Raw genomic sequence first — 18,270 nt, forward strand, 5'->3', positions numbered from 1 at the left:
CTGCGATCTTCCCCGTTGCATCCCGCCGTCCGATCCGCTTGGGTGCCGCCAAAATCACTGGAGTCTCTCATGCCCGTTCTCAACCGCATCGCCGCCTATGCGCCCGATATGGCCGCCTGGCGCCAGCATCTGCACGCCAACCCTGAACTGACCTTTGAATGCCACGAAACGGCGGCCTTCGTGGCGGAGCGTCTGCGCGAGTTCGGGGTTGACGAGATTCACGAGGGCATCGCGAAAACCGGGATGGTGGGGATCATCAACGGGCGCGCGCCCGGCCCGACGATCGGCCTGCGCGCCGATATGGATGCGCTGCCGCTGACCGAGATCACCGGGTTGCCCTATGCTTCTAAGAACCCCGGAATGATGCATGCCTGCGGCCATGACGGGCACACCACGATGCTGCTGGGTGCGGCTAGATACCTTGCCGAAACGCGCAATTTCGCTGGCCGCGTGGCACTGATCTTTCAACCTGCCGAGGAAAACGGCGGCGGCGCGGGCGTGATGGTAGCCGAAGGCATCATGGATCGTTTCGAAATCACGCAGGTTTACGGCATCCACAACACGCCCGGGCAGGCCGAGGGGTCGTTTCACATCTGCCCCGGGCCGATCATGGCGGCGGTGGACAGCTTTGAGGTGCATGTGCAGGGCCGTGGCGGGCATGGTGCCTATCCGCACGAAACCGCCGACCCGATCGTGGCCGCAGTAGGTATTGTGAACGCGCTTCAGACCATCGTCAGCCGCAACCACATGCCGCTTGACGATCTGGTGGTCTCGGTGACGCAGATCCACGCAGGCTCGGCCGACAATATCATTCCCGATACCGCTTGGATCAATGGCACGGTGCGCACCTTCCGCCCGGAAGTGCGCGCGATGGTGCGCCGCCGCATCGCCGAGATTGTGGCGGGGCAGGCCGCGTCTTACGGGGTAAGCGCGCGGGTGGATTACCACGAAGGCTATCCGGCAACCGTCAACGAGCCCGAGAAAACCACCTTTGCCGCGGACGTGGCGCGCGAAATCGCAGGCGCTGCGGGGGTCAACGATGCTGCGGGCCGCGAGATGGGTGCAGAGGATTTTTCCTACATGCTCGAGGCGCGACCCGGTGCCTATCTCTTCCTTGGGCAAGGGCCGGGGCCGGGGCTGCACAACCCGGGCTATAATTTCAACGATGCCGTGGCACCGATCGGGGCATCGTTCTTTGCCCGGTTGGTGGAACGCGCGCAACCGCTAGGCTAAGGGCGGGCGCGCGGCCGAAGCAGGGGGCCGGGTGCTGTGGCTATGCTAAGGCGTGCGCGTGGCGGCTGCCTGCAAACGGTCGCGCGCAAGGCGGCGGAATGCCGCCATCAGCGCGTTGCCCTGCGCGTCGTGCAAGCGCGATAGGGTCTGGTGCGCTGCGGGTGAAGCGGGCGCTGCGCATAGCGCGCGGCGCGCATGGGCCAGCGCAACGGCGGGCTGACCTGCGGCCTCTGCGGCGGCGGCGGCAATGCTCCAATGTGCCGCAATGACAGGTGCCGCCAGTGCTGCGGCTTCGGCCTCGGCCAGCGCCGCCTTTGGCCCCGATGCCGCCGCAACCCGCGCCTGAAGCGCGGCCAAGGGTGCTGGCATTTTAGGTGCCAGCGCCAAGGCGCTGCGATACGCGTCTTCTGCCGCCGCCCAATCGCCCGCGGCCGCCTCGGCTTCGCCAAGTGCAAACGCCTTTTGCCAATCTTCGCCATCTGCCGCGAAGGCATCGCGCGCCTGCGCTCGCGCATCTTGCCCCCGTGCCTCGCGCGGCATCGCCGTATCTGCCGCCGCCAGTTGCCGCAGACGCGCCGCAACCGCGCGCCGGTCTGCGCCGACTGCCAAAGCCTGCACCGCCTTCATCGCCCAACGGGCGGGTTGCGAAAGCCCCGGTGTGGCATCGACCGCGCGCGCCGCACCCGCCTGCCGCGCCGCCATGTCGGCGGCCAATCGTGCTGCCGCATCGGGCGCACCGGCAAGGGCGCGAAACGGCGGATGGTCGGCGCGGCGTCTGCCACGTGCGCGGTGATCGGCCAGAAGCGCCCAAAGCCCCTCTGGGTCGCGGTGGCAGGTGCCGACATCGGGGGCCCAGACGGGTTGCGCCAGCCGATCCGCCAACAGGTTCAGCGCGCCGTCTTCGGAAACCCGCAACCCCGGCGGAAACGGCCCCACCTCGTCAAAGATCCAGCGCGCGTAAGATCGGCCGAAATGCGAAATATCGGCTTCGGCTGTGGCGGGGTTGCGCACCCAGTATTTCAGCAAGCTCGCGGCGCGCGCCACCAATCTCGCGTCGGGTATCGGCAGAACCGGGGTCGATACCATCGCGGCCCCCGCCCGGTGCCGCGCCAGCCGCCCCGAAATCCAGCCCGGTGCGGCAAGGCAGTCGGCGGCCAGAAACGCGATCAGCGGCGCACGCGAGGCGTCGATACCGATGTTGCGCGCGGCACCTACACGCAGCGGTGCATCGATGGCAATCAGCCGGATACGGTCCAGATACGCGGCCAGCACCGCCTCGGGCGCGCCGCCGCCCGAATTGACCACCACAATCTCGCCCGCGACCTCCTGCGCCAGTAACGAGGCTACCGCCTCGGCCAATTCAGGCGGCGCACCAAGGCCCAGCACCACCACCGCCATGTCAGCGTGCGCAACGCCCGCGCCCTCGAGGCAGTGCGCCGTACCGCCCGCCCAGCGCCGCCAAACCGCGCTGGGGGCGCAGAAATCTGCCAGATCGCGGTCCCGTTCTGCGGCGAGTGCTGCGACCAGCGGGCTGCCCGGCTGTGCATGCTCCAGCACCGCAATATCGGATGCCGCGGCCTGCTTCTGGCCCAGCTGCAACCTAGCGCGCGCCCGCAGCGCGCGCGCGTGCAGATCGGTGCCATCGCGGGCCAAAAGCGCGTTTGCGGTGGCCTCTGCTTCAACCAAATGCCCCGATTGCAGCGCCAGCGATGCGGCCACATGCGGCAAGTCGGCGTCGGCGGGGCTTGCGGCGCAAAGCTCGCGCATCACGACAAGTGCGGCGGCATGCCCTGCCTTCGCCGCCGATTGCGCAACATAGGTCAGCCGCGCCTCCATCGGGTCGGGGCGCGCGGGGCCAACGGCATCGGGCGCGGGTGCCCAAAGTCCGTGGTCTTCGGTGAATGGCGGGCTATAGCCGCGCCCGTTTGGAATAGGGTGCAGCACCATGCCACGCTCGTCATCCAGATAGTCGTAGCCAAGGCGCTGAAACCGGCGTTCTGGGTCGGCGGCAGAATACAGCGCGCGGCGCGCGGCGCGCCGTTCAGGCGTAGCCATGCGCAGGTGGTAAAGGTTGATGCGGCTTTGGCGATGCGAGAAGCCGTTGCCATCGGCTACCCAAGCAGCATGTAGCGGCACCGCAAGTTCCTTGCACACCGCAGCTATGGGCATCAGCCGCAGCAGCGTCTTGGCACCCCACACGCCGTCTGCGCGGTAGGCCGAGGGCGAGAACATTTCGCGCAGAACGAAATGCCACAAGTTGCCTGCGCCCGCCGCCAGCATTTCGGGCATCCGCGCCGCCAACTGGTCTTCAAACCGCTCGTCTGGGTCTATCGCTAGCACCCAGTCTGCGCCCATGCGCCGCGCCTCGGCCAAAAGCCGGTTGCGCCGTTCCGGCTCGGAACTCAGCGCCTCGCGCGTGGCGCGGTCGTCCCAGCCGATATAGCCATGCGTGAAGGGCGCGATGTTGGCCAGCATCCCGGGCACGAGATGCGCGTCGTGGCGATAGCTGAAAACTGCCAGCACCATCGGCTTGCGACGACCGGGGGGCTGGGTGATGCGGCTTTCGAGCATCGTCGTGATCCATCCGGAAGCCGCATGGGCGGCAATGGCAAGGCGGCGCACGGTATCTCGGCCGACAGAACGCAGCTGCGGCTGCCAAGGCCGCGAAACTCGCACCGCGCCGCGCGAGATCGCTTGACAGGCGCAGCCAATGGTGGTGCTCTTGATGCAGCTTTCTGTGTGTAATAGGGCAAATTGTCGCACGCTTGTTGGGCGTCGGCAAGCCCCATGCGAAAGGGTTCGCCATGGCAATGGCCACCACTATTCTGCATCGCAGCATTCTGATCGGCGGTGTTCTGATCGCCACTACGCTTGGCGCCGAGGCGGCGACGGTTTCGCGCTGTTCGGTGCTGGACGGCGATACCTACGTGCCCACCTTGATGATCGAAATCAACGGTCAGCAAGAGATGTTCCGCATTGGCGAGCGTGGCCTGACCCGTTCGATCGTGTTCGATGCGGAAAAGGCGATCAACTGGGCGCGCGCACAGATCAACGGCAGCGCAACTTGGGTCGCAGGCGATAGTTGCGGCAGCACTTTCGTATCCGCCGCAAACGATTATGACTCGGATGATGATGGTGGCTGCGGCGGCCTATAACGGCAGTTGCCGCATCGCCATGAAACCCGCGCAATGACGCCGGGCGTGCTGCTGGCCTGCGAAATGGGGGCAGGGCGCGGGCATGTCAGCACGCTTGCCGCAACCGCGCGCGCGCTTGGGCCGGGGCTGCGGCTATGGGCGGCTCTGCCCAGCCTGCGCTATGCGAACGAGCTTGCAGCGATGGGCGCAGAGGTCGTTCGGGCCCCCGCGCTGCGCTATACGCCCGAGGCGCGCGCCGACCCGATGCGCGCAGGCAACGCCAGTTGGGCCGATTACCTTGCTGCGTGCGGTCTGGCGCGCGCCGATGCTGTGCGCCGCGGGCTGGCGTTTTGGCGCAAGTTGATCGTCGATGCGGATATTTCGTTGCTGGTGGCCGATTACGCGCCGCTGGCGCTGCTTGCGGCGCGGGGTTTGCAGGCAGAGGGTTGGCAGATCGTCACGCTGGCCACCGGCACCGGCTACGGGTTGCCCCCCGCCACGCTATCGCCCCTGCCGCAGCTCTTGCCCGATTTCGACCACGTCGTACAGCCCGAGGCGGAAACGCTTGCGCTGCTCAACAGCGTTGCCGCGGCAGAGGGCATTGCGCCGCTTTCGCATCTTGCGGCCCTTTATGCCGCCGATCATGTGCTGGTGCGCAGTTTTGCGCTGTTCGATCCCTACGCCGCGGCACGCCCCGAAAATAGCCTGCACACGCCCGAAACCGGCGGCGCGGTGCCTATGGCGCGCGGTGGCGATGCGGTTTTCGTCTATCTTTCCACATCCGAACTGGCCGACCCGGAACTGGTTGAAGCCCTGACTGCGGTTCGGTTGCCGCGATATGGCTATCTTCCCGCCGCGCCGCCCGAGGTGCTGGCGCGGCTGGCGGCCTCTGGCATGGAGCTTGCGGCGGCCCCCTTGGCGCCCGCCGAAATCGCGCGGCGCGCGCGTTTGGTGCTCTGTGCAGGCCAGCATGGTATGCTCAGCTTGGCGGCATTGGCGGGGCTGCCGGTGGTGGCGCTGCCGCAGCAGTTGGAGCAATTGTTCAACGCGCGCCGCGCCGAGGCCGCAGGTTTTGCCCGCCTGCTTTGGCGCGGCGAAAGGCGGCGCGCTGCTGTACAATCCTTGCTTGCCGATGCTTTCGCGGACAACGCCCTTGCCGCTAACGCCGCCGCCTTGGGTGATGCATTGCGCAGCGGCCTTGGTGCTGCCCCCGATGCGGCCCTTTCCGCGCGCCTTGCGCCTGTGCTTGCCGCCACCCACCGCGCTGCCGCGACGGCGGGTTGAGAGGCCGCAGCAACACCCGAGCGCGGCGTGCACGGGTGCGGCCGCGCGCCTCTTTCGGCCTGTGTGGATTGCCCCTCTTGACGTGGGGCCGCCCTAAAGCGCATAAATTGAACACACGTTCAATAAAGGGGAGGAACGGGGGGATGTTCACCGGCGGCATGGCCTTCGATCTGGGCGAAGATGTGAATGCGTTGCGCGAGATGGTTCAGTCTTGGGCGCAGGCGCGGCTAGTGCCGATTGCCGCCGAGGTGGACCGCACCAATACCTTCCCGCCCGAGCTGTGGCGCGAAATGGGTGAGTTGGGGCTGCTTGGAGTGACTGTGCCCGAGGAATACGGCGGCGCGGGCATGGGGTATCTGGCCCATGTGGTCGCCACCGAAGAAATCGCCCGCGCATCGGCCTCGATCAGCCTTTCCTATGGTGCGCATTCGAACCTTTGCGTCAATCAGCTCAAGATCAACGCCACTGATGAGCAAAAGCGCAAGTATCTGCCCGGCCTGATTTCGGGCGAAACGGTCGGTGCCATGGCGATGAGCGAGACTGGGGCCGGGTCGGACGTGGTCGGCATGAAGCTGCGGGCTGAAAAGCGCAACGGCTACTATGTGCTCAACGGTCATAAATACTGGATCACCAATGGTCCCACCGCCGACGTGCTGGTGGTTTATGCCAAGACCGATCCCGAAGCTGGCAGCAAGGGCATCAGCGCCTTTATCGTCGAGCGCGGCTTCAAGGGCTTTTCCACCTCGCACCATTTCGACAAGCTTGGGATGCGTGGGTCTGACACCGGGCAATTATTCTTTGACGACTGCGAAGTGCCGTTCGAAAACGTGCTAGGGGTCGAGGGCAAGGGTGTGCGGGTGCTGATGTCGGGGCTGGATTACGAGCGGTTGGTGCTTTCGGGCATCGGGCTTGGCATCATGGCCGCCTGTCTTGACGAGGTGGTGCCCTATGCGCGCAAACGCCAGCAGTTTGGCAAGCCGATCGGGCATTTCCAACTGATGCAGGCCAAGATCGCCGATATGTATGTGGCCATGAACACTGCCCGCGCCTACGTTTACGAGGTCGCCCGCGCCTGCGATGCTGGCAAGGTCACGCGTGAAGACGCGGCGGGGGCGGTGCTTTATGCCTCTGAACAAGCGATGGTGCAGGCGCATCAGGCGGTGCAGGCGCTGGGCGGGGCAGGGTTCTTGAACGACTCGGTCGTCAGCCGCCTATTCCGTGATGCCAAGCTGATGGAGATCGGCGCGGGCACCAGCGAAATCCGGCGGATGCTGATCGGGCGGGAGTTGGTGGGGGGCTAAGATGGCAAAGGCCGTGCTGCGCGAACACCTTGAACCGGTGCCAAGCCGGATGCGCCCGTGGTGCAGGCTTGCAATCGCTATCCGGGCGAAGGGCGTTGTCATGACAGATATCTGGATGCCCAGGCTGGCGGTGCGCGGTGTTGCGCGGCGGCGTCTGATCCGCCCTTGCGGCACGACCGCGTTCTTCGGTTTCTCGTCTCGCCCCCAACTGGATGCTGTGCCATGCGCCTGAACACCACCGCCCTGCCTACCTCCGATGGCTTCCGCGCCAATCGTGCCGCGCATCTGGCCGCGCTGGAACAGGTGGCCGAGGCTGCCGCCCTTGCTGCCGCCGGGGGCGGCGAAAAGGCGGTCGCGCGCCATACTGCACGAGGAAAAATGGCCCCGCGCGAGAGGGTCGCAGGCTTGCTTGACCCCGGCGCGCCGTTTCTGGAAATCGGCGCGACCGCCGCGCATGGGATGTATGACGGTGCGGCCCCCGGTGCGGGGCTGATCGCGGGCGTGGGCCGGGTGCATGGGGCCGAGGTGATGGTGTTGGCCAACGATGCCACCGTCAAAGGCGGCACCTATTACCCGATGACCGTGAAAAAGCACCTGCGCGCGCAGGAAATCGCCGAGGAATGCAATTTGCCCTGCATCTATCTTGTCGATAGCGGCGGGGCCAACCTGCCCAATCAGGATGAGGTCTTTCCCGACCGCGATCATTTTGGCCGCATTTTCTACAATCAGGCCCGCATGTCTGCCAAGGGCATCCCGCAGATCGCGGTGGTGATGGGCTCTTGCACGGCGGGTGGGGCCTATGTGCCCGCGATGTCTGATGTAACGATCATCGTCAAGGATCAGGGCACGATCTTTCTGGCCGGGCCGCCCTTGGTGAAGGCGGCGACGGGTGAGGTTGTCTCGGCCGAAGACCTTGGCGGCGGCGATGTGCACACGCGGCTTTCGGGCGTGGCCGACTATCTGGCCGAGGATGATGGCCACGCGCTGGCGCTCGCCCGCCGCGCGGTCAGCCACCTCAACCGGCGCAAGCCGCAGACCGTGGTCTGGCAAGCGCCCGAAGACCCGGCCTATGACCCAGAGGAAATCCTTGGGCTGGTGCCCGCCGATTTGCGCACACCCTATGACATTCGCGAAGTGATCGCGCGGTTGGTCGATGGCAGCCGCTTTGACGAGTTCAAACCGCGCTTTGGCGAAACGCTGGTTACCGGGTTCGCGCATGTGCAGGGCTGCCCGGTGGGGATCATTGCCAACAACGGCGTGCTGTTTTCCGAAGCCGCCGTGAAGGGCGCGCATTTTGTGGAGCTTTGCAGCCAGCGCGGCACGCCCTTGGTTTTCCTCCAAAACATCACCGGCTTCATGGTCGGGCGCAAATACGAGAACGAGGGCATCGCGCGGCACGGCGCAAAAATGGTCACGGCCGTGGCCACCACCAATGTGCCGAAAATCACCATGCTTATCGGCGGCAGCTTTGGCGCAGGCAACTACGGCATGGCCGGGCGCGCCTATTCGCCCCGGTTCCTTTGGACATGGCCCAATGCCCGCATATCCGTGATGGGTGGCGAACAGGCGGCGGGGGTGCTGGCGACCGTGAAGCGCGATGGGATCGAGCGGGCAGGGGGCACTTGGTCGGCTGAGGAAGAGGCCGCCTTCAAGCGCCCCACGGTCGAGATGTTCGAGGCGCAAAGCCACCCGCTATATGCGTCGGCCCGGCTATGGGATGACGGCATCATCGACCCGCGCAAAAGCCGCGAGGTGCTGGGCCTAAGCCTGTCAGCCGCGCTGAACGCACCGATCGAACCCACGCGATTTGGCCTGTTCAGGATGTAGAATATAGCCTCCGGCGGGGATATTTCTTTCTGAAGCAGATCAGATGCTTCAGTACAAATATCCCGGGGGGGCCGGGGGGCGGGCCCCCCGGCTTTGCGAGACGAAGGGACAAGGAATGTTCAGTAAGATCCTGATCGCCAATCGCGGCGAAATCGCATGCCGGGTAATCGACACGGCGCGGCGGATGGGCGTGGCGACGGTTGCGGTGTATTCGGATGCAGACCGGGGCGCGCGGCATGTGGCGATGGCTGACGAAGCAGTGCATATCGGCGGCCCCGCGCCGCGCGACAGCTATCTGCGCGGCGATGCGATCATCGCGGCGGCGCAGGCTACTGGGGCGCAGGCCATTCATCCGGGCTATGGGTTCTTGTCTGAAAACCCCGATTTCGTCGATGCGGTGCAGGCGGCGGGGTTGGTGTTCATTGGCCCTTCGGGCGATGCGATCCGGGCGATGGGGCTTAAGGATGCCGCCAAGCGGTTGATGACCAAGGCGGGGGTGCCGGTGGTGCCGGGCTATCACGGCGCGGGGCAAGACCCTGCAATGCTTGCCGCCGAGGCTGCCAAGATCGGCTATCCCGTCCTGATCAAGGCGGTCGCGGGGGGCGGCGGCAAGGGGATGCGGCGCGTTGAAACCGCGGCGGGCTTTGCCGAAGCCTTGGCGAGCGCCGAGAGCGAAGCTGCAACCGCCTTTGGCAACAAGGCCGTGCTGATCGAGAAATACGTCGAAAAGCCGCGCCATATCGAGGTGCAGGTATTCGGCGATGGCACCCGCGCGGTGCATCTGTTCGAGCGCGATTGTTCCTTGCAGCGCCGCCACCAAAAGGTGATCGAAGAGGCCCCGGCCCCCGGCATGACGCCCCAGATGCGTGCCGCTATGGGGCAGGCGGCGGTGCGCGCCGCCGAGGCGATCGGCTATGCGGGCGCGGGCACGGTGGAGTTTATCGTCGATGCCTCGGAAGGGCTGCGCCCCGACCGCTTTTGGTTCATGGAGATGAACACGCGCTTGCAGGTAGAGCACCCGGTGACCGAAGCCATAACCGGCGTCGATCTGGTTGAGTGGCAGTTGCGCGTGGCCGCGGGCGAGGCGCTGCCCGCGCGGCAGGAAGACCTGCACATCAATGGCCACGCCTTTGAAGCGCGCCTTTATGCCGAGGATGTCCCGGCGGGTTTTTTGCCCGCTACCGGCACGCTGACGCATCTGGTCTTTCCGCCCGCAGCACGAACCGACACGGGCGTGCGCGCGGGTGATACCATTAGCCCGTGGTATGACCCGATGATCGCCAAGCTCACCGTGCATGGGCCAACCCGTGCGGTGGCACTGGCGCAGTTGGCACGCGCGCTTGGTGCGACCGAGGTGGCGGGGTCGGTGACCAACCTCGATTTTCTCGCCGCACTCGCGCGGCACGCGGGCTTTCGTGCGGGCGATGTGGATACCGGGCTGATTGCCCGCGAACTTGCCGCGCTGGTGGCAGAGCCTGCTGTGCCGGGCGCTGTGGTGGCGCTGGCGGCCATTGCTGCGGCGGGGCTGGCAGAGGGTGCGGGGGCGATGGGGGGCTTTACGCTCTGGTCGCCGCTGCGCCGCGCGGTGCTGTTGGAAGGTCACATGGCCGCGCTGATCGTCGAGGCGCCCGACAGGATGCGTGTCGAACTTGACGGCAGCGCGCATGATTGTGTGTTGAAAGCCGATGGCTGGTGGGTCGATGGGGCCAAACTCGGGGCGCGGGTCGTAACGCAAGGTGGCGCGATAAGCATTTTTGCGGGGCGCGCCTATCATTTCAACGCGGTCGATCCGCTGGCGCGGGTGGCCGAGGTTTCGGGCGGGGGCGGGCTGACGCTGGCGCCGATGCCGGGGCTCGTCAAGGCGGTGTTCGTGGCGGCGGGGCAAGAGGTGGCCGCAGGCGAGCGGTTGGCCATTCTCGAAGCGATGAAGATGGAGCACACTTTGCTGGCCGCTCGTGCAGGCCGCGTGGCCGAGGTGCTCTGCGCCCCCGGCGCGCAGGTCGAGGCGGGGGCGGCGCTGATCCGGCTGGAGGTGGAAGAATGATCCGTCTGCACCATGTGCCGCAATCGCGCAGCTTTCGCATCCTCTGGCTGCTGGAAGAACTGGGGCTGAGCTATGAGGTCGTCGAACACTCGTTCTTCGACAAATCGCTGCGCGGTGCCGACTATCTGGCGCTGTCGCCCGCAGGCCGGGTGCCGGCGCTTGAAATCGACGGTCGCGCGTTGTTTGAAAGCGGCGCAATCACGCAATATCTTTGCGAAACGCGGGGGGCGTTGCAGGGCGCGCCTGCCGAGCGGCCCGACTGGCTGGAATGGCTGCATTTTGCTGAAACCATTGCCGTGCATGTGGCGAACCTGACCCAGCAGCATGTGGTCTTGCGCGAAGACTGGATGCGCAGCCCAACGGTGATGCGGCTGGAGGCGGCGCGGTTGCTGAAAACGCTCGAGGTGGTAGAGCGCGGCCTTAGCGCCGAATACATCCTTCCCTCGGGCTTTTCGGCGGTCGATATCTCGGTCAGCTATGGTGCGTTGATCGGCGCGCGATTCGTGCAGCTTGACAGTCTGCCCCAGCTGCGCAGCTGGCTGGCGCGGCTGGCAGCGCGCCCCGCTTTTGGCCGCGCCTTGGCGCGCGACGGTGTGAGCCAGATCTACACCCGCGATTTCTACCCCGCGCCCGAGCCGAAAAATGGCTGAAGGCGTCGAAATCTTTGAAATGGGGCCGCGCGACGGCTTGCAGAACGAAAAGCGCATGATCGCGACCGCCGACAAGGTGGCGTTGGTCGATCTGCTAAGCCGCGCCGGGTTTCGGCGGATCGAGGTGACGAGTTTCGTTTCCCCCAAATGGGTGCCGCAACTGGCCGATGCCGCCGATGTGCTGGCACGCATCCGGCGTGCGCCGGGGGTGCGCTATGCGGCACTGACACCCAACCTGAAGGGTTACGAGGGCGCGCGTGCCGCAAAGGCGGACGAGGTGGCGATCTTTGCCGCGGCTTCTGAAGGGTTCAGCCGCGCAAACCTCAATTGCAGCATCGCCGAAAGCCTCGAGCGGTTCGCCCCGGTTGCAGCGGCGGCGCGCGCCGATGGGGTGCCGTTGCGCGGCTATGTCTCGGTGGTAACCGATTGTCCATTTGACGGGCCAACGCCACCTGCCGCGGTGGCGCGGGTGGTGGCGGCATTGCGCGATTTGGGGTGTTACGAGGTCAGCCTTGGCGACACGATCGGGCAGGGGCGGCCCGAAACCATTGATGCGATGCTGGCCGGGGCGCTGGGCGAGATGCCGGCTAAGCGACTGGCAGGGCATTACCACGACACCAAGGGCCGGGCGCTTGCCAATATCGAGGCATCGCTTGCGCGCGGGCTGAGGGTGTTCGACGCGGCTGTGGGTGGGCTTGGCGGCTGCCCCTATGCGCCGGGGGCTGCGGGCAATGTGGCAACTGAGCTTGTGGCGGCGCGGTTGGAAGAATTGGGCTATGTGACGGGGCTTGATGCGGCGGTGCTGGCCAAGGCGGCCGCATTTGCGCGCGGGATAAGAGCGTAGGGCGCGGGCCCAGACAGGCAGGGCGGGCAAAGGGCCCGCGGTATTTGAACCATGCGGGGCGAACCATGTACGAAACGATCAAGATCGAAACGGATGCACGCGGCGTAGCAACGCTGTGGCTTGCGCGCGCCGATAAGCACAACGCACTGAGCGCCACGATGATTGCCGAGTTGACGGAGGCCGCGACGAGCCTTGGTGCCGACCCCGCAGTGCGTGCGGTGGTGTTGGCCGCCGAAGGTGCCAGCTTCTGCGCGGGCGGGGATCTTGCATGGATGCAGGCGCAAATCGGTGCCGATGCGGCCACTCGTGCCGCCGCGGCGCACAGCTTGGCCGCCATGCTGAGTGCGCTCAACACCTGCCCGAAGCCGGTCATCGGGCGCGTGCACGGCAATGCCTTCGGTGGCGGTATCGGCATGATGTCGGTTTGTGACGTGGCGATAGCGGCGTCTGGAGCCCGCTTTGGGCTGACCGAAACGCGGCTTGGGCTGATTCCCGCGACCATCGGGCCCTATGTGCTTGCCCGCATGGGGGAATCGATGGCGCGCCGGGTTTTCATGTCATCGCGCCTGTTCGACGCGGATGAGGCAATGCGACTCAATCTCGTCGCCCGCGTCGTTGCGCCGCAGGAGCTTGATTCCGCGGTCGAAGCCGAAGTCGTGCCCTACCTTGCCTGTGCCCCCGGCGCGGTCGCTACGGCAAAGGCGCAGACCCGCGCGCTAGGCCCAAAGATCGACGCAGATACCATAGAAGCCTCAATTGCAGGGCTTGTTGCACGGTGGGAAAGCCCGGAAGCGGCCGAAGGCATTGCCGCCTTTTTCGAAAAGCGCAAACCCGCTTGGGCGCGCTGATCGGCACAGGCACAGCGCCGCCGCGCCGCAGCAACGGCGAAAAGCACATCTTCTGGAAAGCGACGTTTTCGTTACCGCGTTCGGTTGACCACGGCAGGCCACCCGGCTAAACCACGCTCAGCCGGAACCCGCGCAAAGTTGACTTGCGCAACGAGGGAGCCACCCGTGGACGACCTGCTGCGAGAATACCTTCCAATCATCATCTTTCTGTTCATGTCGTTTGCGCTTGGCATTGTGCTGATCGCGGCGGCGGCTTTTATTGCTGTGTTCAACCCAGACCCTGAAAAGGTGTCGGCGTATGAATGCGGCTTCAACGCCATGGACGACGCGAGGATGAAGTTCGACGTTCGCTTCTACCTTGTGTCGATTCTGTTCATCATCTTCGACCTCGAGGTTGCGTTCCTGTTCCCTTGGGCTGTCGCATTTGGTTCGCTGTCAGACGTGGCCTTTTGGTCTATGATGGTGTTCCTCGGTGTGCTGACCGTGGGCTTTGCCTATGAATGGAAGAAGGGGGCGCTGGAATGGGCGTGATCGCGAATCCCGAAAGTACCGCGCCGGCGATGGACGCTGCCACCGCCGCGCTGAACGACGAGTTGCAGGACAAGGGCTTTGTGCTGACCTCGGTCGAGGATATCATCGCTTGGTCGCGCAACGGATCGCTGCACTGGATGACCTTCGGTCTGGCCTGCTGCGCGATCGAAATGATGCACGTCTCGATGCCCCGGTATGATGCGGAACGCTACGGTTTCGCGCCCCGCGCCTCTCCGCGTCAGGCGGACGTGATGATCGTTGCGGGCACGCTGACCAACAAGATGGCCCCGGCCATGCGCAAGGTCTACGACCAGATGCCAGAGCCACGCTATGTGATCTCGATGGGCACCTGCGCCAATGGCGGCGGCTATTACCACTACAGCTATTCGGTGGTGCGCGGCTGCGACCGGATCGTGCCGGTCGACATTTATGTGCCGGGCTGCCCGCCCTCGGCAGAGGCTTTGCTTTATGCGGTTCTGCAATTGCAGCGCCGGATTCGGCGCACCGGCACGCTCGTGCGCTGAGGAGAGAGAAAGATGCCCGAAGCCCTGAAAGAACTTGCCGCCCATATCGCGGCGCGTCGGCCCAACGAAGTGCTTGCGACCGCAGTGGTCAACGGCGAGTTGACCGTCACCGTCACGCCCAGCGGCATTGCCGGGTTCATCGAGTTTCTGCGGAACGACTCGGCCTGCCGATTCTCGACGCTCACGGATATCACGGCGGTCGATTGGCCCACCCGTGCCGCGCGGTTTGATGTCGTCTACCATCTGCTGTCGATGTATCAGAATCAGCGCATCCGGGTGAAACTGAGCCTGCGCGAAGACGACCCGGTGGATACCATTACCGGCGTGTTCCCCGGCGCAAGCTGGTACGAGCGCGAGGTGTTCGACATGTTCGGCATCCTGTTCTCGGGCCATCCAGACCTGCGCCGCATCCTGACGGACTACGGTTTTTCAGGCCACCCGCTGCGCAAGGATTTCCCCACCTCTGGCTATGTCGAGGTGCGCTACGACGAGGCGCTCAAGCGGGTTGTGTACGAGCCGATCAAGCTGCCGCAAGACTATCGGCAATTCGATTTTCTCAGCCCCTGGGAAGGGGCTGAATACGTGCTTCCCGGTGACGAAAAGAAAGCCTGAGACAGGGTGGCCTCGCTGGGGTCGCTTTGGCGAAATGGATGAAGGTGGAAGAGATGGACGCGAGCTTTGACGATGCCCTGACCGGCGAGCAGAAGATCCGCAACTTCAACATCAACTTCGGGCCGCAGCACCCTGCGGCGCACGGTGTGTTGCGCATGGTTCTGGAGCTTGACGGCGAGGTGATTGAACGCGCCGACCCACATATCGGCTTGCTGCATCGCGGCACCGAAAAGCTGATGGAAAGCCGCACCTATCTGCAAAACCTGCCTTATTTCGACCGGTTCGACTATACCGCACCGATCAACCAAGAGCATGTCTGGTGTCTGGCGATCGAGCGTCTTACGGGCGTTGAGATCCCCCGTCGTGCCAGCCTTCTGCGCGTGCTCTTTTCCGAGATGGGTCGTATTCTCAACCACTTGCTGAACGTCGGCAGCCAAGCGGGCGACATTGGCGCGCTGACGCCGCAGCTTTGGCTTTACGATCACCGCGAACAGCTGATGAACTTTTGCGAACGCGCCAGCGGCGCGCGTATGCACATGGCCTATTTCCGCCCCGGCGGCGTGCATCAGGACGTAACGCCCGACTTCCTAGATGACCTAGAGGCTTGGGCCCCGCGGTTCCTTTCGATGATAAAGGATATCGACGGGCTTCTGACCGACAACCGCATCTTCAAGCAGCGCAACGTCGATGTGGGTCTGGTTACCGAGCAAGACATTCAGGACTGGGGCTATACCGGCGTGATGGTGCGCGGCTCTGGCTTTGCTTGGGATTTGCGCCGCTCGCAGCCCTATGAATGCTACGACGAGTTCGAGTTTCAGGTACCCGTGGGCAAAAACGGCGATTGCTACGACCGCTATCTCTGCCGCATGGAAGAGATGCGCCAGTCCACCTCGATCATTCTTCAGGCGATCAAGAAATTGCGCGCCGAGCCGGGTGATGTGCTGGCGCGCGGCAAGTTGACCCCGCCAAAACGCGCCGACATGAAGACCAGCATGGAAAGCCTGATCCACCACTTCAAGCTTTACACCGAAGGCTTCCATGTGCCCGCCGGCGAGGTCTATGCGTCAATCGAGGCACCGAAGGGCGAACTGGGCGTTTATCTGGTGGCCGATGGCACCAACAAGCCTTATCGCGTCAAGGTCCGCGCACCGGGATATGCGCACCTGCAATCCATGAATAATCTGGCCAAGGGCCATTTGCTGGCCGACATCACCGCGATTATCGGCTCGCTCGACATCGTTTTCGGAGAGGTTGACCGCTAATGCTACGCCGCCTTCACGCCGAGCAACCGGAAAGTTTTGCCTTCACGCCCGCGAACCTCGCTTGGGCCGAAGCACAGGTAACGAAATACCCTGAGGGCCGTCAGGCCAGTGCGATCATCCCGCTATTGTGGCGCGCGCAGGAACAGGAAGGCTGGTTGACCAAGCCCGCCATCGAAGCCGTGGCCGACATGCTGGGCATGCCCTACATCCGGGCGCTGGAGGTGGCGACCTTCTATTTCATGTTCCAACTGCAACCCGTTGGATCGGTAGCGCATATCCAGATCTGCGGCACCACAAGCTGCATGATCTGCGGCGCTGAAACGCTGTTCAAGGTGTGTCAGGAAAAGATCGCGAAAACCCCGCATACGCTTTCGGCGGATGGCAAGTTTTCGTGGGAAGAGGTCGAATGTCTTGGTGCCTGTTCCAACGCGCCGATGGCGCAGATTGGCAAGGACTACTACGAAGATCTGACCGCCGAGAGCTTTGCAAAGATCCTCGACGAACTCGCGGCGGGCCGTGTGCCGCAGCCCGGCTCGCAAACGGGTCGCTACGCCGCTGAACCCGCTTCGGGCCTGACCAGCCTGACGGATGCCGCCGCAGGCAAGCCCGCGCATAACGCCACCGTCACCTTGGCGCTGAAGCAAGGCGATACGATCAAGCGCATCGACGGCAGCGAAGTGCCCGTGCTGACGCCGTGGCTTGGCAAGGCCAAGCCCGCAGCCAAGCCCGCCAAGGCGGCGGCCCCCGCCGCGGCAGAGGCTGCTGCGGTTCCGGCCAAGCCCGCGGCGCTTGCCGTGGCGCGCGGTGGCAAGGCGGACGATCTCAAGCTGATCAAGGGCGTCGGGCCGAAGTTGGAGGAGATGCTGAATCGCCTCGGCTTCTTCCACTATGACCAGATCGCTGACTGGAGCGCGTCTGAACTCGCTTGGGTCGATGACAATCTGGAAGGTTTCAAGGGCCGCGCCAGCCGCGATGGCTGGGTCGAGCAGGCCAAGCTGTTGGCCACGGGTGCCGAAACGGAATTTGCGGAACGGGCGCGCAAGGAAGGGCTTTACGACAAGGATTAACGAGCAACAGGGCCAAGGGCCAGAGTGAGGAACAGATGAACGCTTGCACGAGAAATTGCTGGATTGGCGGGGCGGCGGCCGGTGTGGTCGTGGCCGTCATCAGGCTGACGATTTCCCATTCTGGGCTGGCTACCGCGGTGTTCCTCGGGCTGATAACCTTTGGGCTGTTCGGGGCGTTTCTTGTCTGGGCATTCTGTGGCCGCTCTGAGGCGGCATCGGATGCAAAACCCGCAGCACCGGCCCGACCGGCCGCGACGGCCGCACCAAGCGGCGCGGCGACGAAAGCACCGACCGCATCAGCGCCGTCTGCGCCTAAACCGGTAGCGCCCGCGCAAGCAGCGCCCGCTGCGCCCAAGCCCGCGGCGCCCGCGCAGGCAGCACCCGCTGCGCCCAAGCCAGCCGCGCCGACTGCGCCCGCCGCAGTAGCGCCCGCTGAGGCAAAATCTGCGCCAGCCGCGCCCGTTGCACCCGCTGCCGCCGAAGAGGAAGAGGCCGCACGCCGTGCCGCGCGCCGCGCCGCGAAGCGCGCCCGTGCTGCGGCGCAAGCCGAAGCGGCCGCGAAACCCGAAGCTGCGGAAAAGCCCGCGGCGGCGGCTCGGCGCAAGGGCAAGGGCAAAGCCGATGATCTGAAGGCGATCAAAGGTATTGGGCCAAAGTTCGAAAAGCTGTTGAAAGCCAACGGCATCCGCACCTATGCCCAGATCGCCGCATGGGGGCCGCAAGATATCGCGGAACTGGAAGCCAAGCTCGAAGGCTTTGCGGGCCGCGTCGAGCGCGATGGCTGGGTCGAGCAGGCAAAGACGCTGGCATCCGGCGGCGCAACCGAGTTTTCGAAGCGCGTCGCAGAAGGCGACGTTTACAAGGACACTGAGTAATGCAGCGCGGCAGCAGATGGCAGGGACAAGCAGGCCAGATGCGTCTGGTGGCGATTGTCATCGCCTGTGCCGCTTTGGGTTGGATCGTGGTGCAATGGTTGGCAGAGCGGGGCGAGTGGAACCTGCGCTACGTGCTGCTGGCTGATCTGGCTGCGGGTGCCGCGTTCATCTGGGCGCTGGTCGTGACAGGACGCATCTGGTGGCGGCAACGCCACGCAGGGCAATGAGGGACAG

Annotated in this window: 18 protein-coding genes; 17 read left to right on the forward strand and 1 reads right to left on the reverse strand. The window is 64.9% G+C overall.

The genetic code is table 11. From position 1 onward, the window contains the following. Window positions 1–69: 69 nt before the first annotated feature. Window positions 70–1,233 carry a M20 aminoacylase family protein gene (locus ABY403_RS00520; RefSeq protein ID WP_372837543.1) on the forward strand — a complete coding sequence of 388 codons (1,164 nt, stop codon included), beginning with the start codon at window positions 70–72 and terminating at the stop codon, window positions 1,231–1,233. A gap of 45 nt (window positions 1,234–1,278) precedes the next feature. On the opposite strand, the gene ABY403_RS00525 is transcribed toward ABY403_RS00520, so the two are convergent. Continuing rightward, window positions 1,279–3,855, reverse strand: coding sequence for a glycosyltransferase (locus ABY403_RS00525; RefSeq protein WP_372837544.1), 2,577 nt, complete (start codon window positions 3,853–3,855; stop codon window positions 1,279–1,281). Between the two features lie 182 nt (window positions 3,856–4,037). Here ABY403_RS00525 and ABY403_RS00530 point away from each other — a divergent pair, with 182 nt between their 5' ends. From ABY403_RS00530 to ABY403_RS00605, 16 genes are all read left to right on the forward strand, one after another. Further along, window positions 4,038–4,388 (forward strand): hypothetical protein, encoded by a 351-nt coding sequence (locus ABY403_RS00530; RefSeq protein ID WP_372837545.1) that lies wholly within the window; start codon window positions 4,038–4,040, stop codon window positions 4,386–4,388. A gap of 33 nt (window positions 4,389–4,421) precedes the next feature. Continuing rightward, window positions 4,422–5,651 carry a hypothetical protein gene (locus ABY403_RS00535; RefSeq protein WP_372837546.1) on the forward strand — a complete coding sequence of 410 codons (1,230 nt, stop codon included), beginning with the start codon at window positions 4,422–4,424 and terminating at the stop codon, window positions 5,649–5,651. A gap of 143 nt (window positions 5,652–5,794) precedes the next feature. Beyond that, a complete protein-coding gene (locus tag ABY403_RS00540; RefSeq protein WP_372837547.1) occupies window positions 5,795–6,952 on the forward strand; it encodes an acyl-CoA dehydrogenase family protein in 1,158 nt (385 codons plus the stop codon). A gap of 1 nt (window position 6,953) precedes the next feature. Then, window positions 6,954–7,184, forward strand: coding sequence for a hypothetical protein (locus ABY403_RS00545; RefSeq protein WP_372837548.1), 231 nt, complete (start codon window positions 6,954–6,956; stop codon window positions 7,182–7,184). Then, the gene (locus ABY403_RS00550; protein ID WP_372837549.1) at window positions 7,175–8,779 is read left to right on the forward strand and encodes a carboxyl transferase domain-containing protein; all 1,605 of its coding nucleotides are present in this window, start codon (window positions 7,175–7,177) and stop codon (window positions 8,777–8,779) included. Before ABY403_RS00545 ends, ABY403_RS00550 begins: the two co-directional genes overlap by 10 nt. 115 nt (window positions 8,780–8,894) lie before the next feature. Further along, window positions 8,895–10,823, forward strand: a complete 1,929-nt coding sequence (locus ABY403_RS00555) for a biotin carboxylase N-terminal domain-containing protein (RefSeq protein ID WP_372837550.1) — start codon at window positions 8,895–8,897, stop codon at window positions 10,821–10,823. Next, on the forward strand, window positions 10,820–11,473 hold the full coding sequence (locus ABY403_RS00560) for a glutathione S-transferase family protein (protein ID WP_372837551.1): 654 nt from the start codon (window positions 10,820–10,822) through the stop codon (window positions 11,471–11,473). Before ABY403_RS00555 ends, ABY403_RS00560 begins: the two co-directional genes overlap by 4 nt. Beyond that, on the forward strand, window positions 11,466–12,317 hold the full coding sequence (locus ABY403_RS00565; RefSeq protein WP_372837552.1) for a hydroxymethylglutaryl-CoA lyase: 852 nt from the start codon (window positions 11,466–11,468) through the stop codon (window positions 12,315–12,317). The genes ABY403_RS00560 and ABY403_RS00565 overlap by 8 nt, the downstream gene beginning before the upstream one ends. 65 nt (window positions 12,318–12,382) lie before the next feature. Continuing rightward, the gene (locus tag ABY403_RS00570; RefSeq protein ID WP_372837553.1) at window positions 12,383–13,165 is read left to right on the forward strand and encodes a crotonase/enoyl-CoA hydratase family protein; all 783 of its coding nucleotides are present in this window, start codon (window positions 12,383–12,385) and stop codon (window positions 13,163–13,165) included. 165 nt (window positions 13,166–13,330) lie between these two features. Further along, window positions 13,331–13,696, forward strand: coding sequence for an NADH-quinone oxidoreductase subunit A (locus ABY403_RS00575; RefSeq protein WP_372837554.1), 366 nt, complete (start codon window positions 13,331–13,333; stop codon window positions 13,694–13,696). After that, a complete protein-coding gene (locus ABY403_RS00580) occupies window positions 13,687–14,220 on the forward strand; it encodes an NADH-quinone oxidoreductase subunit B family protein (protein WP_372837555.1) in 534 nt (177 codons plus the stop codon). Before ABY403_RS00575 ends, ABY403_RS00580 begins: the two co-directional genes overlap by 10 nt. Before the next feature lie 12 nt (window positions 14,221–14,232). Then, window positions 14,233–14,832, forward strand: a complete 600-nt coding sequence (locus ABY403_RS00585; protein WP_372837556.1) for an NADH-quinone oxidoreductase subunit C — start codon at window positions 14,233–14,235, stop codon at window positions 14,830–14,832. A gap of 53 nt (window positions 14,833–14,885) precedes the next feature. Next, window positions 14,886–16,094 carry an NADH-quinone oxidoreductase subunit D gene (locus ABY403_RS00590; protein WP_372837576.1) on the forward strand — a complete coding sequence of 403 codons (1,209 nt, stop codon included), beginning with the start codon at window positions 14,886–14,888 and terminating at the stop codon, window positions 16,092–16,094. Continuing rightward, entirely contained in the window at window positions 16,094–17,161 is a 1,068-nt protein-coding gene (nuoE, locus tag ABY403_RS00595; RefSeq protein WP_372837557.1) for an NADH-quinone oxidoreductase subunit NuoE, read from the forward strand. Before ABY403_RS00590 ends, nuoE begins: the two co-directional genes overlap by 1 nt. 35 nt (window positions 17,162–17,196) lie before the next feature. Next, window positions 17,197–18,036: a hypothetical protein gene (locus ABY403_RS00600; protein ID WP_372837558.1), complete on the forward strand. Its 840-nt coding sequence runs from the start codon at window positions 17,197–17,199 to the stop codon at window positions 18,034–18,036. Beyond that, entirely contained in the window at window positions 18,036–18,263 is a 228-nt protein-coding gene (locus ABY403_RS00605; RefSeq protein ID WP_372837559.1) for a DUF5337 family protein, read from the forward strand. Before ABY403_RS00600 ends, ABY403_RS00605 begins: the two co-directional genes overlap by 1 nt. Window positions 18,264–18,270 lie beyond the last annotated feature (7 nt).

The organism is Phaeovulum sp. (assembly GCF_041596715.1).
GTDB lineage: Bacteria > Pseudomonadota > Alphaproteobacteria > Rhodobacterales > Rhodobacteraceae > UBA6213.